Annotated in this window: 17 protein-coding genes and 3 pseudogenes; 14 read left to right on the top strand and 6 right to left on the bottom strand. The window is 67.5% G+C overall.

Features of this window, described 5'->3' with window-relative positions:
* Window positions 1–247: 247 nt before the first annotated feature.
* Window positions 248–388 (top strand): annotated as a pseudogene (locus PH203_RS35655) (IS5/IS1182 family transposase); the annotation flags it as partial.
* Between the two features lie 15 nt (window positions 389–403).
* Here the strand turns inward: PH203_RS35655 and PH203_RS35650 are convergent.
* On the bottom strand, window positions 404–1,255 hold the full coding sequence (locus PH203_RS35650; RefSeq protein ID WP_289925517.1) for a hypothetical protein: 852 nt from the start codon (window positions 1,253–1,255) through the stop codon (window positions 404–406).
* A 474-nt stretch (window positions 1,256–1,729) separates the two neighbouring features.
* Here PH203_RS35650 and PH203_RS35645 point away from each other — a divergent pair, with 474 nt between their 5' ends.
* Entirely contained in the window at window positions 1,730–6,202 is a 4,473-nt protein-coding gene (locus PH203_RS35645) for a CHAT domain-containing protein (RefSeq protein WP_289925516.1), read from the top strand.
* Window positions 6,203–6,428: 226 nt separating this feature from the next.
* On the opposite strand, the gene PH203_RS35640 is transcribed toward PH203_RS35645, so the two are convergent.
* The 4 genes and pseudogenes from PH203_RS35640 to tnpA form a co-directional block, all read right to left on the bottom strand.
* On the bottom strand, window positions 6,429–6,626 hold the full coding sequence (locus tag PH203_RS35640) for a hypothetical protein (protein WP_289925515.1): 198 nt from the start codon (window positions 6,624–6,626) through the stop codon (window positions 6,429–6,431).
* The gene (locus tag PH203_RS35635; RefSeq protein ID WP_289925514.1) at window positions 6,623–6,898 is read right to left on the bottom strand and encodes a hypothetical protein; all 276 of its coding nucleotides are present in this window, start codon (window positions 6,896–6,898) and stop codon (window positions 6,623–6,625) included. Before PH203_RS35635 ends, PH203_RS35640 begins: the two co-directional genes overlap by 4 nt.
* A gap of 2 nt (window positions 6,899–6,900) precedes the next feature.
* Window positions 6,901–7,092, bottom strand: a complete 192-nt coding sequence (locus PH203_RS35630) for a hypothetical protein (RefSeq protein ID WP_289925513.1) — start codon at window positions 7,090–7,092, stop codon at window positions 6,901–6,903.
* A 789-nt stretch (window positions 7,093–7,881) separates the two neighbouring features.
* Window positions 7,882–8,204, bottom strand: a pseudogene (tnpA, locus tag PH203_RS35625) (IS200/IS605 family transposase); the annotation flags it as partial.
* A 2-nt stretch (window positions 8,205–8,206) separates the two neighbouring features.
* On the opposite strand from tnpA, the pseudogene PH203_RS35620 reads away from it, so the two are divergent.
* The 11 genes and pseudogenes from PH203_RS35620 to PH203_RS35570 all read left to right on the top strand — a co-directional run.
* Window positions 8,207–8,932: pseudogene (locus PH203_RS35620) on the top strand (RNA-guided endonuclease TnpB family protein); the annotation flags it as partial.
* Entirely contained in the window at window positions 8,922–9,263 is a 342-nt protein-coding gene (locus tag PH203_RS35615) for a Tn3 family transposase (RefSeq protein WP_289925512.1), read from the top strand. The pseudogene PH203_RS35620 and the gene PH203_RS35615, both read left to right, overlap by 11 nt.
* 241 nt (window positions 9,264–9,504) lie before the next feature.
* Window positions 9,505–10,518: an EamA family transporter gene (locus tag PH203_RS35610; protein ID WP_289925510.1), complete on the top strand. Its 1,014-nt coding sequence runs from the start codon at window positions 9,505–9,507 to the stop codon at window positions 10,516–10,518.
* 256 nt (window positions 10,519–10,774) lie between these two features.
* Window positions 10,775–11,821 (top strand): iron-containing redox enzyme family protein, encoded by a 1,047-nt coding sequence (locus PH203_RS35605; protein WP_289925509.1) that lies wholly within the window; start codon window positions 10,775–10,777, stop codon window positions 11,819–11,821.
* Between the two features lie 27 nt (window positions 11,822–11,848).
* Window positions 11,849–12,550: a 2OG-Fe dioxygenase family protein gene (locus PH203_RS35600; RefSeq protein ID WP_289925508.1), complete on the top strand. Its 702-nt coding sequence runs from the start codon at window positions 11,849–11,851 to the stop codon at window positions 12,548–12,550.
* 20 nt (window positions 12,551–12,570) lie between these two features.
* Window positions 12,571–13,494, top strand: coding sequence for a diaminopimelate epimerase (dapF, locus tag PH203_RS35595; protein ID WP_289925507.1), 924 nt, complete (start codon window positions 12,571–12,573; stop codon window positions 13,492–13,494).
* The gene (locus PH203_RS35590; RefSeq protein WP_289925506.1) at window positions 13,491–15,578 is read left to right on the top strand and encodes a molybdopterin-dependent oxidoreductase; all 2,088 of its coding nucleotides are present in this window, start codon (window positions 13,491–13,493) and stop codon (window positions 15,576–15,578) included. Before dapF ends, PH203_RS35590 begins: the two co-directional genes overlap by 4 nt.
* Window positions 15,575–16,564, top strand: a complete 990-nt coding sequence (locus tag PH203_RS35585) for an aldo/keto reductase family protein (protein ID WP_289925505.1) — start codon at window positions 15,575–15,577, stop codon at window positions 16,562–16,564. The genes PH203_RS35590 and PH203_RS35585 overlap by 4 nt, the downstream gene beginning before the upstream one ends.
* Window positions 16,565–16,609: 45 nt before the next feature.
* Window positions 16,610–17,737: an aminotransferase class I/II-fold pyridoxal phosphate-dependent enzyme gene (locus PH203_RS35580; RefSeq protein ID WP_289925504.1), complete on the top strand. Its 1,128-nt coding sequence runs from the start codon at window positions 16,610–16,612 to the stop codon at window positions 17,735–17,737.
* Complete coding sequence (locus tag PH203_RS35575; RefSeq protein ID WP_289925503.1) at window positions 17,734–18,666, top strand: ornithine cyclodeaminase family protein; 933 nt, start codon at window positions 17,734–17,736, stop codon at window positions 18,664–18,666. The genes PH203_RS35580 and PH203_RS35575 overlap by 4 nt, the downstream gene beginning before the upstream one ends.
* Before the next feature lie 8 nt (window positions 18,667–18,674).
* Window positions 18,675–18,878 carry a hypothetical protein gene (locus tag PH203_RS35570; protein ID WP_289925502.1) on the top strand — a complete coding sequence of 68 codons (204 nt, stop codon included), beginning with the start codon at window positions 18,675–18,677 and terminating at the stop codon, window positions 18,876–18,878.
* Between the two features lie 157 nt (window positions 18,879–19,035).
* Here the strand turns inward: PH203_RS35570 and PH203_RS35565 are convergent, their stop codons facing one another.
* Entirely contained in the window at window positions 19,036–19,449 is a 414-nt protein-coding gene (locus tag PH203_RS35565) for a DUF302 domain-containing protein (protein WP_289925501.1), read from the bottom strand.
* 171 nt (window positions 19,450–19,620) lie between these two features.
* Between PH203_RS35565 and PH203_RS35560 the strand changes: the two genes are divergently transcribed.
* Window positions 19,621–20,982: an MBL fold metallo-hydrolase gene (locus PH203_RS35560; RefSeq protein WP_289925500.1), complete on the top strand. Its 1,362-nt coding sequence runs from the start codon at window positions 19,621–19,623 to the stop codon at window positions 20,980–20,982.
* Window positions 20,983–21,007 lie beyond the last annotated feature (25 nt).

Genomic DNA, 21,007 nt, shown 5'->3' with positions numbered 1-21,007 from the left:
CTGCTCAGCAAGGCAACTAGTGAATTGAAGAACTCTTCAAGAGTACCGGATTCGAGTCCCGCCGAGATTCTGTGGCCCGACGCGCGGCTGTCCCGACGAAGATGCATGGCATGAGCCGCTGCTGCCGCGTCGGAGCGCGACGACGGGGTCGGACCGGCCGGTCGGACCGGCCGGTTCGGCTCTGGCCAAGACCGGCGCGCTGACCGCGCCGGAACCGGGCAGCCGCGCAGGTCGAAGACCACGTCCACGGCGAGGACGCCGACGGCGCAGACCGGCAAACCTCCACGCCGACAAGGGATACGACTACGACCACCTGCGGCGATGGTTACGCGGGCGCGGCATCCTGCACCGCATCGCCCGCAAAGGCATCGAGTCACCGCGCCGCTTGAAACCTGCAGAACGGTCAGCCGAGCGGTGTCGTGCGTATGTAGGTGCCCTTGTCCAGAACGTCGTTGATCTGTACACCGATCGATCGGGGCAGCCGTCCTGGAGCGGGTTGTAGGGACAAGGCTTCGGCAAGCGCACGAATATTCAGGTCGACCACTGCTTCAACCAGTGCGGCAAAGGCATCAGTTGCGGCCCGACCCTTACGCCACGCTACGAGGAACGCCGAAGCCCCGGCAGCGGCCGCCGGCCAGTACACGGTCCCGAGTGACAGATACATCACGCCCCAGGCTGCGAGCGCTGCCGCTTCGCCCAAACGGCGGCGGGCATCGTTCACGGGAGCGCGTGCGGTGTCGTCCAGGAGCAGCCACAAGCGTGGCCACGCCAGATCGAGCGAGCATCCGTATTCAGTGTCCACGCGCTTCCTGACCAGACCGAGGCGATCCCCCATCCAGGTCGGGGCGGCCGGACGGTAACCATCTGGCACATCGAGGCCGGCGGGCCGGGTGTGTTCCTCGCGATTCCTTCGCCAGTTGGTGAGGTGCCTTCCGAGCGGCCGGAAGGGACCCCGCCATTGTCCGGTCCAGATGATCTCGATCGCCCCAGCGAGGGCCTTCACGGTCAGGCCTGTGATCGTGGCGAGAAACAGCGCCGCGACAACTGTGACCAGTGCTTTTCCGGTGCCCGCTTCCAATGGCTTCATGGACTGCTCGGCTGCGTCGAGCAGCCGCGCTCGGTCCAGAGCGCGCCGGTTCCCGAGTACGCCGGCGCTCCATGCGGCGACGACGAAGAGCAGGCCGGGCAGTATCAGGGAGGTCAGCCACCGCTCAGCGAGTCGTTTGCCCAGTTCCGAGAAGAACGAGCCGGGCACGGCTATGGCCCTGCCAGCGGAATCATCGGTGTGTCAGTGAGCGAGCACACCGGAACGCGTCCCTGGGTGTCGCGAACTTCCTGCCGTGGGCACGCCCGGTCGGGGCAGCGGTACTGGCCAGGGATCACGTGTGCTGCCTTCGGCCCGGGAAGGGGTGGCAACCCCGACCCGTTTCCCCGGCTGTCCAGCCGCTCGGGGTCCGCTCCCAGCAGCCGCCACGCGTCGAAGGCAGTGCCCTCGCCGAGCACGAGCACCACGGCCTGTTCCAGCAGGTCGTTCCATCCCTCGCTTCTGGCAGCACGCTGTAGTTGGGGCAGCTCCGCGCAGAGCAGTGCCCGCGCACTTCGCTCGTCCACCGGCCGCCCCCGCTCGCCCCTCGCCCGTGACCGATAAGCCTAGAGCCCAGCAGCGGTTCCGGGCCAGATGACAATCATTCAGCCGCCTTCTACTGTCGAAGAAGGACGGGGGTGCCGTATGACGGGGGCAGAGCTCCGGGCGGAACTGACCAGGCGTCTGAACGATTACACGCAGCGCCACGACGACACGGTCATACTCGACGCTGAAGCGGTGCGCGCCGCCGAGGAGCTCACGTCCTTGTGGGCGCAACCGGCTTCGGACGACGCATCTCAATGGAGCGATCTGTACCTGCTGGGCTGGTTCCGCTGGTACCGAAGCCAGACGTCGGAGACTGACGGCCCACGCGAACTCGACATGGCCGTACGGTGCTTCGCCACACTGTGGCAGGCCTCGTCACCCGAGGTCCGGGACGCACTGGAGATTCCCGAGCCGCTGATGTGGCGGGTGATGGCCTTCAACGACCCTGGGGATGCCCTCGATCTCGCGGTCCTCCTGGCCCAGGATCCGCCGCCCGCCGACTTCCCCGGCGACGCCCCCCACGCTGCCGCGGAGTTGTTCGCGGGGGTCGGACTATATGCCTCCGACGAGGACGAGCGCCGCCGGGCTCACGTCAACCTCTGTGACCTGCTGAGGCGCCGGTACGAAGAGGGCCACGACCCAGACGCTCTGGACGGCGCGGTGGCCGCCGGTAGAGCAGGCGTCGCTCTGCCTTCCCCACAACACCTGCACGGCATAGCCGAGTCGCTCCTGGGCCAGGCATTGCAGGCCAGAGCCGATACGAGTGGGCGCCCGGAAGACTTGGACGAGGCGATCGGCCTCTTCCGAGCCTGCACCGGATTCCCGGCGCCGGGTACGCAGAACGGCGTGTGGACCCGCGCCCACCATCTGCTGGGCATGGCTCTTCTGGCCCGCTGGCAGCGCAGCCACGACCCCGCCGACCTCGATGCCGCAGCGTCGGCACTGCGCACAGCGTGGAAGTCCGGCTCTCACACCGAGGATGGAGCCGAACATGCCCTTCACTTGGTCCGTGCCCTGCTGCTGTACTTCAAGGACGGCCGGACCACCAATGTCCTGACCGTTCTCCGCGAGGCGGAACTCGTACTCACCGAGCTTCCGCAAGCCGACGCCCGGCTGCGGGCCGTCCAAGCCGAGATCGGGGTGCAGCGCTTCCTCCTCACCCAGGACGCCGCCGATCTGGAGGCCGCCATCCCGCTCGCGGAGCAGGCTTGGGCCGACATCTCCGGTGCGTCCGGTGCCTCGGACGGGCCGGACATCACCGGATCCGACCGCTGGGCCGCACTGCAAAACCTCGCAGCGCTGTACTCGGCGCGCGCGGGCGAGAGTGATTCCGTCGGCCACGACCTGGCGGTCCGTCACTATGAGGCGGCCCTGGAGGCACTGCCCGCCGACGACCCGCGCACAGCCGCGGCGCGGGTCTCCCTTGCGAGCGGCCTCGTCGGCCGTGCCGGATGCAACGGCGACGCATCCGACGCCCGGCGTGCCCTTCTCCTGCTGGATCAGGTGCTGCGTGAGCTTCCTGCCGGTGATCCCTTGCGGTCGACGGCGAAGCTGAACGAGGCGGTGGCTACAGGGGTGATGTACCGCCGCTCCGAGCCTCCCGATCCCGGCATGCTGGACCGGGCCATCGCCTTGTACCGTGACGTCCTGTCTGCCGATCACCGCACCCGGCTGTTCCCCTCGCTCCAGGCGAACCTGGGCACCTTGCTGACGAGCCGCTTCCGGCTGAACGGCCGCATCGAGGACATCGACGATGCGATCCGCGCACTTGAAGAGTCCACCGCGCTGACCCCCGCGGAGCATCCCCAACGCGCCTCCCGCCAGGAGAAGCTTGGTCAGGCGCTGGAACTGCGCTACCAGACGCGGGCCGACCTCACCGACCTCGACAACCAGGTCGCGGCCTACCGTGAAGCACTGCACGCCTCTCCGGAGAACCCGGCGGCGATGAACCTTCTTGGTGCGGTGCTCGCGATCCGTGGAGAGATCACAGGCAACGAAGACAGCCTCACCGAAGCGATCGCCCTCCACCGGAAGGCCGTTGACGCCACCACTGAGCCGGCTCGCCGCGCCGGCCGGCTGAGCAGTCTCGGCAGCGCGCTCGCCGCCCAGGCGAACAAGACCGGAGACTCGGCCGTGCTGGACGAGGCCGTCTCGGTCCACGAAGAGGCGGTCCGATCCTGCGACCCGGATGACGCCTCACGGTGCCACATGAACCTCGCCGTCTCACGGATCATCCGTTTCGAGTGGCGGGGAGCGCTGGACGATCTGAACGCGGGCATCGAGTCATACCGTGAGAGCCTCTCCACGGGGCGTGAACGGCGCATCGAAGGTCTTGTGAATCTGGCCAATGCTCTCGTCTACCGAGCCGGCCGCCTCGGCTCCGAGTCCGATCACCATGAGGCAGCTCAGCTCTATGAGCAGGCCCTGGATGCCACGTCACCGCGCCACCCTCATCGCCCCGGTCGGCTGGCCAACGTGGCACGGTCGTGGATGCGGCGCGCCCTCGCCACCGACGACCACACCCTCGGACGCAAAGCCCTCGCTCTTTCCCGCGAGGCGCTCGAGCTGGCCATGGGAACGGCCCATGAACGCCGTATGCGGATCGCTTTGGCCGATCACCTCCACATCCAGGCCGGACTGGACAACAACGCGGACACGGTTCGCGAGGGCCTTCGCGTCCTGGATCCCTTGACGGCCGGACCGCCTGAAGGTGACGTGCTCCAAAGCCGCGCCGAGCTGCTGCGTGAGCTGTATCGCCTCACCGGCGACGCCGGCGCCCTCGATGACCGCGTCGACACTGCCTTCAAGGCTGCAGCCTGCCCCGGCAAGGCGGGGGACCGTGCGCAGTGGACGTACAGCCTGGCCATGGCCTGCTGGCAGCGCTATCGGGCGGCCGGACGTCCGAAGGACCTCGCGTCGGCCATCGATGCCTGGCGCCTGGTGTGTGCCGACGATGCGGCCCCCGCTCAGCTACGCTTCGACGCTGCCGCCTACTGGGGCAACACCGCGGCCTCGGCTGGGAAATGGGATACCGCCGTAGAAGGATTCCGCAGGGCGCTCGACCTGTACGGGCAACTGGCATGGCCCGGACTGCGTCGTACGGATCAGGAGTACCGACTTGCTCACGCTTCCGGAGTCGCCCGGGACGCGGCCGCCTGCGCACTGCAGCGCGACGATCCCTGCCTGGCGGTCGAGTTGCTGGAACAAGGGCGCTCCGCTCTATGGAATCTCGCCCTTGACGTGACCACGGACCTCGACGACCTGGCACAGGCCGCCCCGGCGCTGGCCCGACGACTCGACGAGGTGCATGCCGCGCTGCGCGCCCTGTCCTCCACAGACACCAGCAGTACCGCCGACACAGCCGGCCTGCCGCACCCCGCAACCTCTGTGAAGGACGACGACCGCCGGGTCCGTCTCGCCCACGAGCGGGACCGCCTGTTGACGCGGGTGCGCAACCTGCGCGGCTTCGAAGACTTCCTGAGCGCACCCGCCTACCACCGGCTCACGCGAGCGGCGGCCGAAGGACCGGTCATCGTTCTCAACATCAGCTCGTACCGCAGCGACGCCATCATAATGACGCAGCGCGGCACGCCTGTCGTCGTACGGCTCAGTCAGGCAGCCGACGAGGAGCAGGCCACACTCCGGGCCAACGACTACATCCACGCACTCCAGCAACTCCAGGACGCTGCCGCAAGCGGCGCACTGGGAGAGATGGTCAAGGCCCGGATGCGTATCAGGGCCGCACTGGACTGGCTGTGGACCGCGGTCACCGCCCCGGTCCTGGACCGTCTCCCCGATTCCGAAACGTCCACCCAGCGGCGGGTGTGGTGGTGTCCGACCGGCCCGCTGGCGGTTTTTCCCCTGCACGCCGCCGGTCCCGCCACGGAGACAACTGCGGTCATCGACCACGTCGTCTCGTCCTACACCCCGACACTTCGGGCACTGATCCGAGCGCGGCAACGCCCTGCGCCGCACGATGCCCCCCGGCTCCTGCTCATGGCGGTTCCCGACGCACCGCACCAGCACCACCTGCCTCAAGCGGTGCCCGAGGTCGAACGCATCGCTGCTGCCCACCCAGCCCAGTACACGCTGGTGACCAGAGACCAGGCCACGCGACAGCGGGCTCTGGAGGAACTGCCCCGACATACGTGGGCACACTTCTCCTGCCACGGCGGACAGGACTTCTCACGCCCGAGCAGAGGCGGGCTCTTCCTGGCGGACGGGATGCTCACCGTCCATGACATGGCCGAGCAGACATCCTCCCAGGCCGAGCTGGCATTCCTCTCCGCCTGCCAGACCGCCATCGGCGGCACAGGCCTCCTCGATGAGTCCATCCACCTGGCCGCGGCACTGGCCACCATCGGGTTCCGCCACGTCATCGCAACACTATGGAGCATCTACGATTCGACCTCCCCAGAGGTCGCCGCACAGGTCTACACGGCACTCCGACACAGCGGGACAGCCGCCCCACGGTCAGTCGCCGAAGCACTCCACAAGGCTCTCCTGCACATGCGTAAGAGCCACCCGAACCAGCTCACCGTGTGGGCGCCATACATCCACATCGGCCCGTGACCAGGCTCGCAAGTCCGGATGCCCATCGAGCTTCCTTGGCCTTTATGTCAGGCTCGAACTTCCGGCAGTACCAACGAGTTCGTGGACGTTCGGCGTCCCTCACCTTCTGGGACATCACGAGCGCAAACCGGGGCATCACGTGACTTCGCTGAATCCCTGGCGGGAGCCCCCAGGCACGGGGAGGATCCCCCGCGACTGCCGTTCCTGGATCATCCATGAGACATTCTCAGGGTCCGATAGCCTCGATGTCCTCGCGTGCCTCACGCCCCAGTTCCCGGGCCCGACGCAACGCTCGTTCCGTTTCGGCCCGGACAGCGGCCCGCCGCAGCATCTGGTACTCGATCTCCTCGCGGACCATGTCCCGCCGCGCCGACAGCGCGCTGCCCACAATCACACCCGCAATGATGCCGAGCAGTTCAATCACCGTCCTTTTCTGAATGTCGAAGGGTCGTTCAAATGTAGATCTCCACCCAATTCGGAGAGCCGCTGAAGATTCTTGATCACGGAAAGCGCGCGACGCAGCACCAGTTCATCGGACAAGTGGCCGAGGTTGTGGTGTATCTTCCACTCGCTCAGCATGATCAGCATACGAACAGCCAGGTCGTCGGCCGGGTGGTCATCGGTGGAGGCAAAGGGCCGTTCGACGGGATTCCCATCGCCCTGACCAGCTGGCCTCCGCCTGCTGGACGGCGCCATGGCTAGATCCTCCGGACCTTCTCGTAGTAATCCTCGATGTTGCGTTCAAGGAGAGTCTCCAGCTGGAGAAGTCGTGTGGCTGCCCGGTCCCTCGAACTGTCAGGAAGGGAGCTGTTCTGCAACTGCAGCGCAAATTTTTCGATCTCTTCCTGGGTGACGCGATTCAGTTCACCAAGGCCTTGCCCGATGCTCACGTTTATCAAGGTCTGTGATCGGGCCCTGATCTGCCTGATTGCCTCTGTGTCCACTGCGTGCTGTGTGCGCCATTCAGAGACTATTCGGCGCACTGTGTCGGACAGATCCTGAGCCGCCGTCCTCACTAGTTCGATTTCACTGCTCACCAGGCCCCCCAGTGCAGTCGGCAGGCGCATGGGATCGCGCCACACGGCAACCACGAGAAGTCTAGCCACTCGCAACCCGAAAAGGGATAGACGGTGCCGACCTGACCATCTCGGTGGCCATTAATTGGAATAGTGCATTCCGATCGATCGCTTCGGTGGTCACTTTTGATCGATAAAGGGCGATCTCGCGGAGATCAAAGGAAGTGTCACCACGGTACGGTTCGGCGCTGTGAGTGTACCTTAATGAAGGGGAAACCCAGTGCCTCATGGCCAGGTGGTCGGTCCCCCATGTATTCAAAAAGATCTTGCCTGTCCCGTGGTCAAAACGGGGTCAGAACCCGGCCTGTTGAGGTGTGAGCAAAGCCCACGTCTCACCTCAAGGAGAGCCGGTGGCCCCTACCGAGCGGTGGTCGCCGTGCTGCCTGTCCCGCCCCACCACGTCGCTGCAGGCACCCTTGTCGCTACCGGGATTCATTCGCAGTGCATCGGGCTTCAGCCCGGTGGTGAAGGGAATGTGATGGCTGCGGCGCGGAGCGTCGCAGGTTCTTGTCCGGCGGAGCCGGATGGTGTGTTCATCACCCGTGGCGGGGAGCGTCGCGAGGCCGTCCAGGCGGAGCCGGGCGATGCTCGCACGGGCCGGTTCTGCTGTTCGATGTACCCCTTGACCACGCAGAGCAGGGCGCCGCCGACGGTGCCGGCGAAGTAGGAGCCGGACCAGAGCTTGTTGGCCCGCCAGTAGTGGCGCACCAGGTCGGGGAACTCCTGGCGCAGACGCGGGAGGAAACACCCTTGAGGGAGTTGACCAGCTTGGTCACGGCGACCTTGGGCGGGAAGTTGACCAGCAGGTGGACGTGGTTGTCCTCACCGTCGAACTCCACCAGTTCGCACTCGAAGTCCGTACACACCGAGCGCATGATCTCCTCGATCCGCCTCAAGTGGGTATCGGTGAACACCTTGTGCCGGAACGGGCCCGCCTCGGTTCAAGTCCCGTAAGGACGCCCGGCAGTCGATCCGGTTCACCGCCAACGCCCGCTGGAGGATCACGGACGCCGGCCGTCTGAACCTGCCGAAGATCGGCGCGGTGAAGGTGAAATGGTCCCGCACCCTGCCCACCACCCCCACCTCCGTCACCGTCATCAAGAAGCTGAAGAAGGCCCAGCAGCAGCTGTCCCGCAAGCAGAAGGGATCCAAGAACCGCAGCAAGGCCCGCCTGAAGGTCGCCCACGCCCAGGTCGCTGACGCGCGCCGTGAGTTCCACCACCAGCTCTCCACGAAGCTGATCTGCGAGAACCAAGCAATCGCGGTGGAGGACCTGGCGGTGAAAGGACTCGCGCGCACCAGGGTGGCCAAGTCGGTGCAGGATGCTGGATGGGCATCGTTCCTCGGCATGCTCGCGTACAAGGCGCAACGGTATGGCCGCACCCTGGTCACCATCGGCCGGTTCACCCCGACCTCCCAGACCTGCTCCACCTGCGGCGCCGTGGACGGACCCAAACCCCTCCACGTCCGGGCATGGACCTGTACCGCCTGCGGCACCGTCCACGACCGCGACACCAACGCCGCACTCAACGTGAAAACGGCCGCCGGACTGGCGGTGTCAGCCTGCGGAGCGCCGGTAAGACCAGGAGCAATCCCGGCACGGCGCGAAGAAACAGGAAGCCACGGATTCCCGACCGGAAACCGTGCCGCGTAGCGGCACAGCAATCAGTCGAGAAGGCCAGAATCCCCGGGCTTCAACCCGAGGCGCAAGTCAACTGCGCTCCCGCGACCCCGAACTCCAGGAGAAAGCGGTCAAGTTCCTCGACCTGATGGCCAACAGCATCTTCTCCACCACCGTCGACATGACCGACACACTGCGTCAGATGGCCGCGCAGGGCTGGGAGCTGAGCCCCGACGACATCGCCGCGCTCAGCCCGCACCGCAGGGACAACGTGCTGCGCTTCGGCGACTACGACACCGCCACCCTCCACATCCCGCCCGGCCCGTACGACAGCGCGCTTCGCCTTCCTGCGGATGGCCTCTGACAGTGCTTGAAGAACGCGCAGGTCGAACGCGGGGACCTGTCCCCGAGCGGTGGGCAGGTCCGGCCCATGCTGGGATGCCTGCCCATGGCCGGGTAAGGTGATCACATGCAGCTGTTTCTGACGCCTCCGCCGCCCGCCGCTTAAGGCGGGCAGTCATGCAGAGCCATCCCGGGGTTACCGGGGTGGCTGCGCGGGTTGCCCACGGAGACATCGTGATGGCAATCAATCGAGGAGACCTCAGTTGCAGTCCTCTTCTGCCCTGCCCGTTCGGCAGGGTGTTCTCTACGTCGCGATTGCGGCCACAGCGTGGGGCACTGGCGGTGCGGTGGCCGCTGAACTGTACGACGTCGGCGGAATCGGCCCCATCTCTGTTTCCTTCTGGCGGTTCCTGACCGGACTCGGGCTACTTCTGGTAGCTCACCTGGTGCGACGGTCTCGGCGGCCCGAGACGGCGCTGTCGCTGCGTGCGACGTTCGCGGCGAACCCGCGGCGGGCCCTGATCACAGGCTTCGGGCTGGCGGTGTACCAGACGGCCTACTTCGCCTCCGTGCAGCAGGCCGGGCTGACCGTGGCCACGGTGGTGACCCTGGGCTCGGGTCCGGTGCTGGTCGCGGTCGGAGCCCGGCTCACGCTGGGCGAGCGCACCGGCGTCGCCGGAACCGCCGCGGTGGCGAGCGGCGTTGTCGGCTTGGTGCTGCTGATGGGGGGCGCTGATGGGAGCACTGGCCCGGCTCCCCTCTTGGGCATCGGATACGCGCTGCTCTCCGCCGCCGGGTACGCGGGCGTGACGTTGCTGGGCCGCTTCTCCGGTCGGGAGAACGCCGGTGGCGTGTTCGAGTCCACAGTCACAGGTTTCGCGGTCGGCACGGTCTGCCTTCTGCCGATGGCTCTGCTGGAGGGCCTGCTGCCCGGCATGGAGCGACCGGCATGGACCCTGGCTCTGATCCTCTACCTGGGGGCTGCGCCTACAGCCCTGGCGTACACGTTGTTCTTCGCCGGCCTCGGCGCCGTACGGGCGACCACGGCGTCCGTGGTCGCCCTGGTCGAGCCGCTCACCGCGGCGGTCATCGGCATCCTGGTCTTCGATGAGCGGCTCAACGCGATCGTTCTCACAGGCACGGCCCTGCTGCTGTTCGCGGTTCTCTTCCTCGCCGCTGACGAGGGGGTTGGCCGAGCGGCTTCCCGAAGGACGTCCGACCCAGGTGCTGACCACGGTCAGCGCCAGTCGCGCCGGGCCATGCCGACGAAGGACTGACGCCCAAGCAGCATGCACAAGGCGGGCGGCGGCCGTTGAGGCCGTCGCCCGTCATGACAACCGATGGCGGATGATGCGCATCGCGCCATCAACGTTCAGTGGCCACGCATCCTTATACCAGCTGCGTCAAGACCTCTCGTTACGTCAATCTCCCCTTGTGATGTAGCTCCTTGAACAACAGAGAAGTTAGCGTTCCGCAGGTAACCATGCCGGTAATGCCGCTGGCATGGAGAGTTGGCATACGACAGGAGGCGGTGTGAGCACAGAAGTTCACTTACTCGATCAGAAAACGGGCGTGGAGATCTATCCGGTGGTTGAGGAGATATCCTCGCTGCTGAATCGTTCCGCGCAGGATCTTGATGCGTCACTCACCACTGGTGAGCGGGCGGATCTCCGGAAAGCCGTCAGCGAACTCAACGCGCAGTCCACAGCCGGTGATCAGGGAGCCTTCTACGGCCAGCAACTGCTGCTCTCCCGTATCTACGGGCTCTCGACGCAACTCCCCGAGGCGCCTACCGCCGAAGGTTCCGTGGTCGTTCAAGAGGTGCTCCGTCTGCTCGAACAGGCCACCATGGCCACCGAAGACGCCATGCTGGAGCCCGGTATGCTCGATGCCGCGCCGACGGACCCCTCCGCGTTCCTTCCGTGGCTGAAGAAACTTGCCCGTGAGCACCGGGTCTACAAGCACCCGTACTACCGGGAGTTCATCCGAAATCAGGCAACGGAAGACGACCTGCGGAACTATGTGATCCAGGAATCGGTCGTCGACGGGCGATTCGACGATCTTCTCGCCATGATGCAGGTCGGCACCAGCGGCGCCGCGAAGATGGAGATAGCCGAGAACTTCTGGGACGAGATGGGAAACGGGGACCCGTCACAGGTCCACACCCATCTCTTCAACCAGATCTTCGGGGTCTTCGAAATTCCCGCCGACGAGCTGGAGCGGTCACTCACCGCCAACGCGCTTCTGTCCGGAAATCTCGCTGTGCTTCTTTGCCGCTACCGGCAGCTGTACCCGGAGGCCGTCGGATTCCTGGGAATGACCGAGTGGCTGGCGCCCGACCGTTTCGTGCAGGTCGTGCACGCCTGGGAGCGGCTCGGACTGCCCGACGTCGGCATCGTGTACCACAAGCTGCACATCACCATCGACTCCCGGCACGCGGCCGGCTGGTTCCACAACGTGGTCGTCCCGGCTGCTGAGTCGGAGCGCATGCGGCGCGCGATCGCCCGAGGAACACTGTGGCGGCTCAACTCCTCCGCACGCTACCTCGACGAACGCATGCCCGATCTCGCCGCTCACTGACCGGTCTGACAGGAAAGGCTCCGCGTCATGGCACTCGGCCCTCAAGGATTCTCGATCATCGATTTCCCTCCGGCCACGCCGGAGATGCTCCAGAGCTACGAAGACCTCCCGCTCGACCCGTACATGGGCAACGGCACGCGTTTCAAACGGTTCGCTCAGTACCGGCTCACGCCGGAACCCGGACGCGACAAGGGCTGGCTCTACGAGAAGTTACCGCAGCGTGACTACACCACGTACAAGCAGTTCAACAAGGTGGGCGGTGGTATGCGCCGCACGTACGAGACCATCCTCGCCGACTTCACCCCGATGATCACACTCGGTGCGGACGCGATGGATTTGGACCGCGGTGAGGACTGGCAGATCAACGTCCATCAGAACCGCACGAGGGCCGACGGCCAGCGCCCCGGACCGCTGACTCCGGAGGGTGTGCACCACGACGGACACGAGTACGTCATGATCGCCGTGCTGCGGCGGAACAACGTCGGGGGAAGCGAGACCCGTCTGTGGAAGCCGGGCGCCGACGCGCCGTTCTGGACGGGCACACTGGCGGCCGGGCAGGCCGTCCTCCTGGACGACAAGGCGCTCCAGCACGACGTCACGGACGTGACCTCCGCGGACGGCGGGCCCGGCCACCGGGACATCGTGATCGTCGCCTTCTCCCGCTGGAAGGACAAGTGGTACGGCGACGAGCACGACGAGGCGGCCCTCGCCAACCGCCCGAAGAACTGACCCGCCGCAGCCGTCGGCTCATGGGCGACTTCGTGAAGTACCAGGCGCTGGGCAACGACTACCTGCTCGTCGACCCCGGATGCGGCGATACGGTCCTTGGCGCTGAGCCCGCCCCCGAGGCCGTCCGCTTGCTCTGCGACCGGAACTACGGAGTAGGGGCGGACGGGCTGCTCCTCGGGCCGCTGGAACCTCCCAGGCCCGACACCCCGGTATCGCTGCGCATCTTCAACGCGGACGGCAGCGAGTGCGGGATGAGCGGCAACGGACTGCGCATGTTCGCCCTGTACCTCGCCGAGCACCACGTCGGGCAGTGGCGTGCGGGCAAGCCGTTCGCGATTCGGACACGCGGCGGCGACGCGGAGGTCCGGATCGTGGATTTCGCCGACGGCCTGGTGCGCGTGGACATGGGGCTGCCGCGGTTCACCACCGTGGAGGGCGAGGGGGACAGCGGCGTCGGTGGCGTTGTTGTCCCCCTCGCCGGTCAGGGGCCGGACACGGTGGTCACCGTCACCGACCTGAACCTGGGCGTTCCGCACACCGTCGTGTTCAGGGACCGGATCGACGGGGAACTGGCTCAGCGCCTGGGCCCCGCTCTGGCCTGGCATTCCCGCTATCCCGAGGGCACCAACGTGGAGTTCGTACGCGTACACGACGACCACACGCTGGATGCGGTGGTCTGGGAGCGGGCCGCCGGCCATGTGCCCGCTTCGGGGAGCGGCGCGTGCGCCGCGGCGGCCGCGGCACACGCGCGCGGCTTCGTCGGCCGGGACGTGAGAGTCCGCATGCCCGGGGGTGACGTCGAGGTGAGTGTGGCACGGGACGGCCGGGTCAGCCTGACCGGAACCGCGCGGGAGGTGATGCGGGGCGTTCTTTCGCCCTCGCTGCGCACGGAGCTGGCCGCCCGGCGCGCGGCGCCGGGGTCGTCTGGAAGCGAGGGCCCATGAGTATCACGCAAGTCCCCGGAGCATGCCCGCTGGACTGCCCGGACGGCTGCAGCTGGCAAGTGACGGTCCAAGACGGTGAGGCCATCGCGCTGCGCGGCACCCCGGACCATCCCTACACCAGGGGCACCTTGTGCGTGAAAGTCAACCAGTTCCTGGAGCACACCCGCGCGCCCGACCGGCTGCTGCACCCGCTGCGGCGCATCGGCCGCAAGGGCGAGGGCCGGTTCGAGCGCATCAGCTGGGACAGTGCCCTCGGTGAGATCGCGCGGCGGCTGACGGAGACCATCGAACGCCATGGTGGCGAGGCGATCTGGCCGTACCAGGGAACCGGAACCCTCGGTTTTCTTCAGGGGCTTCAGGGGCGGGCCGGCAGCAGGCTCTGGAACGTACTGGGCGCTTCGCGCCACGACATGACGATCTGCTCGATCGCCGGTCTCGCCGGACTCCAGTACACACTCGGCACCAGTACCGGGATCGACCCGGAGAATCTGCTGTATTCCCGGCTGATCCTGCTGTGGGGGAGTAATCCCCTCACGACTCACCACCACCTGTGGAAGGTGATCCAGCGCGCGCGGCACGACGGTGCACATGTCGTCGTCATCGACCCGATCCGCAGCCGTACGGCGGCCCAGGCCGACGAGCACATCGCGCCCCTTCCGGGCACGGACGCGGCGCTCGCCCTGGGCCTCATGCACGCGGTTCTCCAAGAGGGTGCCGAGGACCACGAGTACCTGGACACCTACACCGTGGGATGGGAAGCGTTCCGGAAGAGAGTGCTGGAGTTCACCCCGCGGCGCACGGCACAGGAGACGGGGGTGACCGAGGAGGAGATCATCCGGCTCGGACGGCGCATCGCGGGCAGCCGGCCCACCGCCATCCGGGTATCGCAGGGCATTCAGCGTCACGCCGGGGGTGGCACAGCCCTGCGAGCCCTCGCCTGCCTGCCCGCCGTGACCGGGGACTGGCGGCGACCCGGCGGCGGTCTGCTCTACTCAACCGACGGCTACTTCGGCGGGAACCGCGAGGCCCTCTACCGGGACGACCTGCTGAGCCGTCCCGTTCGGAGCCTGTCCATGACGCGGCTGGCCGAAGGGCTGCTGGAGACAGATGATCCGCCTGTGACGTCACTGATCGTCTACGGCGCCAACCCGCTGGCCAGTTCCCCCGATCAGAACCGAATCCGCCAGGGCCTGGCCCGGGAAGACCTCTTCACGGTGGTCATGGATCACTTCCAGACCGACACCGCCGACTACGCGGACATCGTGCTGCCCGCCACCATGCAGCCCGAGCACCTGGACGTGCACGACGGCTACGGCCATCTGTACATCACCTGGAACGAACCGGCGGTCGCCCCGCCCGGGGAGTGTCTGTCCACGACCGAGACCTTCCGGCGCCTGGCCCGGGCCATGGAACTGACGGAACCGGCGCTGTACGCCAGCGACGAGGAACTGGCGAGCGAACTCCTCGACTCCCGGCACCCGTCCCTGACCGGCATCACCGTGGACACACTGCGCGACAGAGGATGGGCGCGGCTCTCCTACCCGAAGGGTCATGTGCCCTTCGCGAACGGATTCCCCACCCCCAGCGGGAAACTCGAATTCCTTTCAGAGACCGCCCAGGCGGACGGCTTCGACGCCGTGGCCGGATACGTTCCGGCGACCGAGACGCACGACACCCGGCTGGCACAGTCGTTCCCCTTCGTCCTCCTCTCCGTGGCGAACCACTTCTTCCTCAACACCATCTTCGGGAACAAGTCGGCGCTGCGACGCCGGGCCGGCCCGCCGTATGTCGTGCTGCACCCGAAGGACGCCGCGGCGAGCGGCATCGCGAGCGGTGACCGCGTCCAGGTGGCCAACAGCCGAGGCGCCTTTGAGGCCCTGGCCAGGATCGACGATGTCGTACGCCCAGGCGTCGCCATGACGACCAAGGGCCACTGGCCCAAGCTGACTGACGGCTCCGGCCCGAACGCCACCGTCGACGAGCGGGACGCGGACATGGGCGGCGGAGCGGTTTTCCACGACAACCGTGTGCGGATCACACTCCTGCCTCCGCGCGGGGATGACAGCAGTGAGGACTACGGATGAAATTCAGGCAACTGGGTCGTAGCGGACTTCAGGTCAGCGAGATCGCCTACGGCAACTGGCTCACGCACGGCGCCCAGATCGACGATGACCAGGCCGTCCAGTGCGTCCACGCGGCGCTGGACGCCGGAATCACCACGTTCGACACGGCCGACGTATACGCGGGCACCGCCGCCGAGGCCGTACTCGGCAAGGCACTGAAAGGCCAGCGTCGTGAGTCCCTGGTGATCTCCACCAAGGTGTTCTTCCCGACCGGTCCCGGACCGAACGACGGCGGCCTGTCCCGCAAGCACATCACCGAGGCCATCAACGGCTCGCTGACGAGGCTCGGCACCGACTACGTCGACCTGTACCAAGCGCATCGCTTCGACCACCGGACACCGCTGGAGGAGACCCTCAAGACCTTCGACGACCTCATCCGGCAAGGCAAAGTCCTCTACATCGGCGTCTCGGAGTGGACCGCGGACCAGATCGCACAGGCCATGAAACTCGCCGGCGAACTGGGCCTGGACCGGTTCGTGTCCAACCAGCCCCAGTACTCGATGCTCTGGCGTGTCATCGAAGAGGAGATCGTGCCCCTGTGCGAACGAGAGGGAATCGGCCAGATCGTCTGGTCGCCGCTCGCCCAAGGTGTGCTCACCGGCAAGTACCGGCCCGGGCACCCTCCGCCGACGGGATCGCGGGCCACGGACGAGGTGGGTTCCGGCTGGGTGAAGACCTTCCTGCGTGACGAGGTGCTGGAGAGGGTGCAGCAGCTCACCCCCATCGCTCAGGAGCTGGGCCTGAGCCAGGCACAACTCGCACTCGCCTGGACGCTACAGAACCCGAACGTCGCCGCGGCCATCGTGGGAGCCTCCCGGCCGGAGCAGATAGGCGAGAGCGCGAAGGCCGCGGGCCTGCGCATCGAGCCGACGCTGATGCGCCGCATCGACTCCGCCCTCGACCCGGTCGTCGAACGTGATCCAGCCAAGGTGGACAGCGCCGAGTAGCCCCGCCTCCACCGTCTACATTCCGCCCAATCCCTGAGGATATCCATGACCTTCACCCCGTTCGAACTGCTGGAATGGCAGGGGCGACTGGGAGCCACGGCCACATACAGTCTGGCCGACAGCGGCTGTCGGCCGATCCGGCTGCGCGACCTCGTGGACAGTGAACAGTCGCTGAGCCGGCTCCTCGACAGTGAGCTGAGCTACCCCCCGACCTGCGGCACCGACCAGTTGCGCGCGCTGATAGCGCAGTGGCACGCCGGGAGCGCGGACCACGCCTCGGAGGTCATCGTCACGGTCGGGGCGGCAGAGGCCAACACAGTCGCCGTCGAGACCCTCATCCGACCCGGGGACCATGTGGTGACGATGTCACCCGGCTACCGCCAGGTCTGGGGCGCTGCCCTCAACCAGGGCGCCGTTGTCGAGGAATTCCCACTGGACCCGCAGCGTGGCTGGCGCCCCGATATCGACGCGCTGGCAGACGTGGTCCGCCCGGACACCCGAGCCATCTCGGTGACAACCCCCAACAACCCGGCGGGCACCATCCTCACCGATGAGGAGATACGCGCGATCGTCTCCATCGCGGACCGCGTAGGCGCATGGATCCTCTCCGACGAAGTGCACCGCGGCACCGAACTCCACACCGAGGAGGCCAGTCCCACTTTCTGGGGGCGGTACGACCGAGTCGTGTGCGTCGGCAGCCTCTCCAAGGCATTCGGCATGCCAGGTCTGCGTCTCGGCTGGCTGATCGCACCACCCACGCTCACGCCGAAACTTCGCCAACGACACGAATACACCACCGTCTCCGCGGCCGGCCCGGCCATGGCCCTCGCGGAACTGGCGCTCACTCCCGTCACCCGCACCCGGCTGCTGAACCGCTACCGCGGCTTCCTCCGCGAGAGCTGGACCCAGATGCAGCAGTGGATCGCCTCCCATGAGCAGTTACTCTCGGCCGTGCCGCCCCAGGCGACCTCCCTGGCCTTCGTCCGCTACCACCTGGACCTGTCCAGCACCGAAGTCGCCGAGGCACTGCATGCCCGCGGCGGCGTGCTGGTCGGCGCCGGCGCCCACTTCGGAACCGAGCACCACCTGCGGTTCACCTACGGGCAGGAACCGGCCCAACTGGCAGCCGCTCTGGAGAAGACCTCACATGTCCTGAAGGAACTGAGTGCGTGAACCCCTCAGCACTGCCCCTGATCGACGCCGACGAACTAGCACGGCGGCTGCCCATGCCACAAGCCATCCAAGCAGTGGAACAAGCCCTGCGCGCAGGGCTGGACCCCGAAGCGGACATCCCCCGCACCGTGCTCGACGTCGACGCGGGCCAGCTGCTGCTGATGCCCTCCACGACATCCTCCTACACCGGAGTGAAGATCGCTGGAGTCGCACCCCGCAACCCCGCCCGCGGGCAGCCACGCATCATCGCCTCCTACCTCCTGATGGACGCGGCCACGCTCCGCCCGACAGCCCTGATCGACGGCTCCGCCCTGACCCTGCTGCGCACCCCCGCGGTTTCCGCCGTGGCCGTGGACCACCTGGCGGTCCCGGATGCCGCACGGCTCGTCGTCTTCGGGGCCGGACCACAGGCATGGGGCCACGTGGAGGCAATCCGGGCTGTGCGCCCCATTGTCTCGGTCGGTGTCGTCACGCGTCGCCCAGAGCAGGCAGCGAATCTGGTCGAGCGCTGCCGGAAGGCCGGCCTGGACGCAGAGACGGTCCCCTCGGAAGCCGTCGCGACCGCCGACATCGTGGCCTGCTGCACGACATCGCGTACGCCCCTGTTCCGGGCCACCGATATCGCATCCCACACGGTGGTAGCAGCCATCGGGTCTCACGAACCGACGGCCCGAGAGGTGGACACCGAATTCGTCGCCCGGGCCACAGTGGTCGTCGAAGCGCGCGCCGCGGCGCTGAGCGAGGCAGGCGACATCCTGATCCCTTTGCGCTCCGGCGACATCGGTACTGAGGCGATCGCAGGCAACTTGTCCGAACTTGTATGCGGAGCTGTGAACGTCAGGCCCCTGAGGCCAAAGCTTTTCAAGAGTGTGGGCATGTCATGGCAGGACCTGGTTGTGGCCGCTGCCGCCGTCGACGGGTCCTCATAAGCGCACAAATGCGGCTGGAATTCGATGCCGGTCTTTTCCTGGCCGGGCGTGAGCGGCTCGCCGCCTGGACTGCCGCCCATGAGCGCCGCATGGACGCGGCTCTGGCCGGCCTCGACGGCGCCGACCGGGCTGCCGTCGCCGGCGCCCTGCCCGCGCTCTTCCAGCTGGCCGAGCAGCTCGGCGAACCGGCCGACGAGGCGGCCGAGCGGTGATCAGTGCGGCAGCGTGCTGAACGGGTTCGTTCGGCGCGACCAGGTGCTACTCCTGGTGTCGGGTCCTTCTCGTGGTGAGGTCTGGGCTCCTCCCGGCCGGGTTGTGGTAGGCGTCGACCAGGGGTCGCTGTCGGGCCTGCGGTGACTCGGAGCGCCGTCAGTCGGTCGGTTCCGCCGCCGTGAGTGAGGTGAGGGCGGCCTCGAGGCGGCGGGTGGCCTCCTCTGCCACCGGGCGCAGGGCGTCGAGTTCGGTGAGGGAGACCATCGTGTTCGGGTCGAGGGCCTGTACGGCGGTGCGGTCGCCGTCGCGGCGGACGACGACGTTGCAGGGCAGCAGCAGGCCGATGGAGCGGTCGGTCTCCAGGGCGCGGTGAGCGAGGGCCGGGTTGCAGGCGCCGAGGATGACGTAGTCCTCGATGTCCTCTGCGGCGCGGCCGAGCTTGGCCTTGAGGGTGGCGGTGACGTCGATCTCGGTGAGGATGCCGAAGCCCTGTTCCGCGAGGGCGTCGCGGACGCGTTCCACGGTGGTGGCGAAGTCGGTGTCGACGCGGACGGTGCGGTCGTAACGCATGGCGGTGGCCCTTCTCGTCGACTCGCGCGGGACGGATGTCCGGCCGTGTGCGAGGTGCTCGTGCGGTGTTTCCCCGGGCTTTCCTCGCCCTTGAAAATACCCCCTGGGGTACTCGTGCTACGGTCGAATATATACCCCCCGGGGTAAATCTTCGCTGGAAGGGAGTACCTCGTGTTCTTCGTCGACACGATCGAGGTGTCGGGGCTCGGCAACCGGAGCTACCTGGCGGGCGGTGAGCGGACTGCGGTCGCGGTCGACCCGCCGCGAGACCTCGACCGCGTGATCGCGGCGGCCTCCCGGCGCGGGGTGCGGATCTCCCACGTGGTGGAGACGCACGTGCACAACGACTACGTGACCGGCGGCCTGGAGCTCGCCCGCATCACCGGCGCCGCCTATCTCGTGCCCGCAGGGGCCCGCGTCTTCTTCGAGCGCATGCCGGTGCACGACGGCGACCGCACGGAGATCGATGCCGGCGCCGGGCTGACTCTGCGCGCGCTGGCCACGCCCGGGCACACCCCGCACCACACCTCCTACGTGCTGGAGGAGAACGGGGCGGCGCTCGCGGTGTTCACCGGCGGCTCGCTCCTGATCGGCACCGTCGGGCGGCCCGATCTGGTCGAGCCCCGGATGACCGAGCACCTGGCCCGCGCCCAGCACGCCTCCGCGCACCGGCTGGCCGCCGAACTGCCCGACGAGACGGCCGTGCTGCCCACCCATGGCTTCGGCAGCTTCTGCTCCTCGTCCCAGGCCGAGGGCAGCGACACGACCATCGGCAAGGAGAAGGTCTCCAACGAGGCGCTCACCCGGGACGTGGACGCCTTCGTCGCCGAGCTGCTGGCGGGCCTGGACGACGTCCCCGCCTACTACACGCACATGGGCCCGGCCAACGCCGCCGGACCCGCGCCCGTCGACCTGACCCCGCCCGCGACGGCCGATGCCGAGGAGATCGCAGCGCGGCTCGCGGCGGGGGAGTGGGTGGTGGACCTGCGCAACCGCATCGCGTTCGCTCGGGGGCATGTCGCGGGCTCCTTCAACTTTGAGGCGGAGGGGCAGCTCGCCACCTATCTCGCCTGGTTGATCCCGTGGGGCAAGCCGGTCACCCTGCTTGCCGACTCACCCGAGCAACTCGCCGCCGCTCAGCGTGAGTTGGTGCGGGTGGGCATCGACCGTCCGGCCGCTGCGGCCACGGGTGGGCCGGCCGACTGGGTCCGCGAGGGCGAGGCGCCGGCCTCCTTCCGCCGGGCCACGTTCGCCGATCTGGGCGGGCGGTCCGCGGACGTGGTCGTCCTGGACGTGCGCCGGGCGTCGGAGCGGGCCGGCGGATATGTCGAGGGCTCGGTCCACATCCCGATCCACACCCTGCACGGCCGTCTCGGCGAGGTCCCCGAGGGCCAGGTGTGGGTGCACTGCGCGGGCGGCATGCGCGCCGCGATCGCCGCTTCCCTGCTGGACGCCGCCGGCCGGGACGTCGTCGCCGTTGACGACTCCTTCGACGGGGCCGAAAAGGCGGGCCTCGCCCTCCGGACTCCCTGAAGGCACCGGACGCCGCAGAGGCCCG

Source organism: Streptomyces sp. S.PB5, assembly GCF_030403745.1.
In the GTDB taxonomy this organism is placed as follows: Bacteria; Actinomycetota; Actinomycetes; order Streptomycetales; family Streptomycetaceae; genus Streptomyces.
Note: the sequence above shows the minus strand (reverse complement) of the source record. Positions and strands in the feature narration are given on the sequence as shown.

Bases quoted from the DNA above. Each gene is read 5' to 3' on its own strand.
- PH203_RS35645 (WP_289925516.1), top strand. From the start codon at position 1,730: ATGACGGGGGCAGAGCTCCGGGCGGAACTGACCAGGCGTCTGAACGAT.
- PH203_RS35635 (WP_289925514.1), bottom strand. From the start codon at position 6,898: ATGGCGCCGTCCAGCAGGCGGAGGCCAGCTGGTCAGGGCGATGGGAAT.
- PH203_RS35600 (WP_289925508.1), top strand. From the start codon at position 11,849: ATGGCACTCGGCCCTCAAGGATTCTCGATCATCGATTTCCCTCCGGCC.
- dapF (WP_289925507.1), top strand. From the start codon at position 12,571: ATGGGCGACTTCGTGAAGTACCAGGCGCTGGGCAACGACTACCTGCTC.
- PH203_RS35590 (WP_289925506.1), top strand. From the start codon at position 13,491: ATGAGTATCACGCAAGTCCCCGGAGCATGCCCGCTGGACTGCCCGGAC.
- PH203_RS35585 (WP_289925505.1), top strand. From the start codon at position 15,575: ATGAAATTCAGGCAACTGGGTCGTAGCGGACTTCAGGTCAGCGAGATC.
- PH203_RS35580 (WP_289925504.1), top strand. From the start codon at position 16,610: ATGACCTTCACCCCGTTCGAACTGCTGGAATGGCAGGGGCGACTGGGA.
- PH203_RS35570 (WP_289925502.1), top strand. From the start codon at position 18,675: ATGCGGCTGGAATTCGATGCCGGTCTTTTCCTGGCCGGGCGTGAGCGG.
- PH203_RS35565 (WP_289925501.1), bottom strand. From the start codon at position 19,449: ATGCGTTACGACCGCACCGTCCGCGTCGACACCGACTTCGCCACCACC.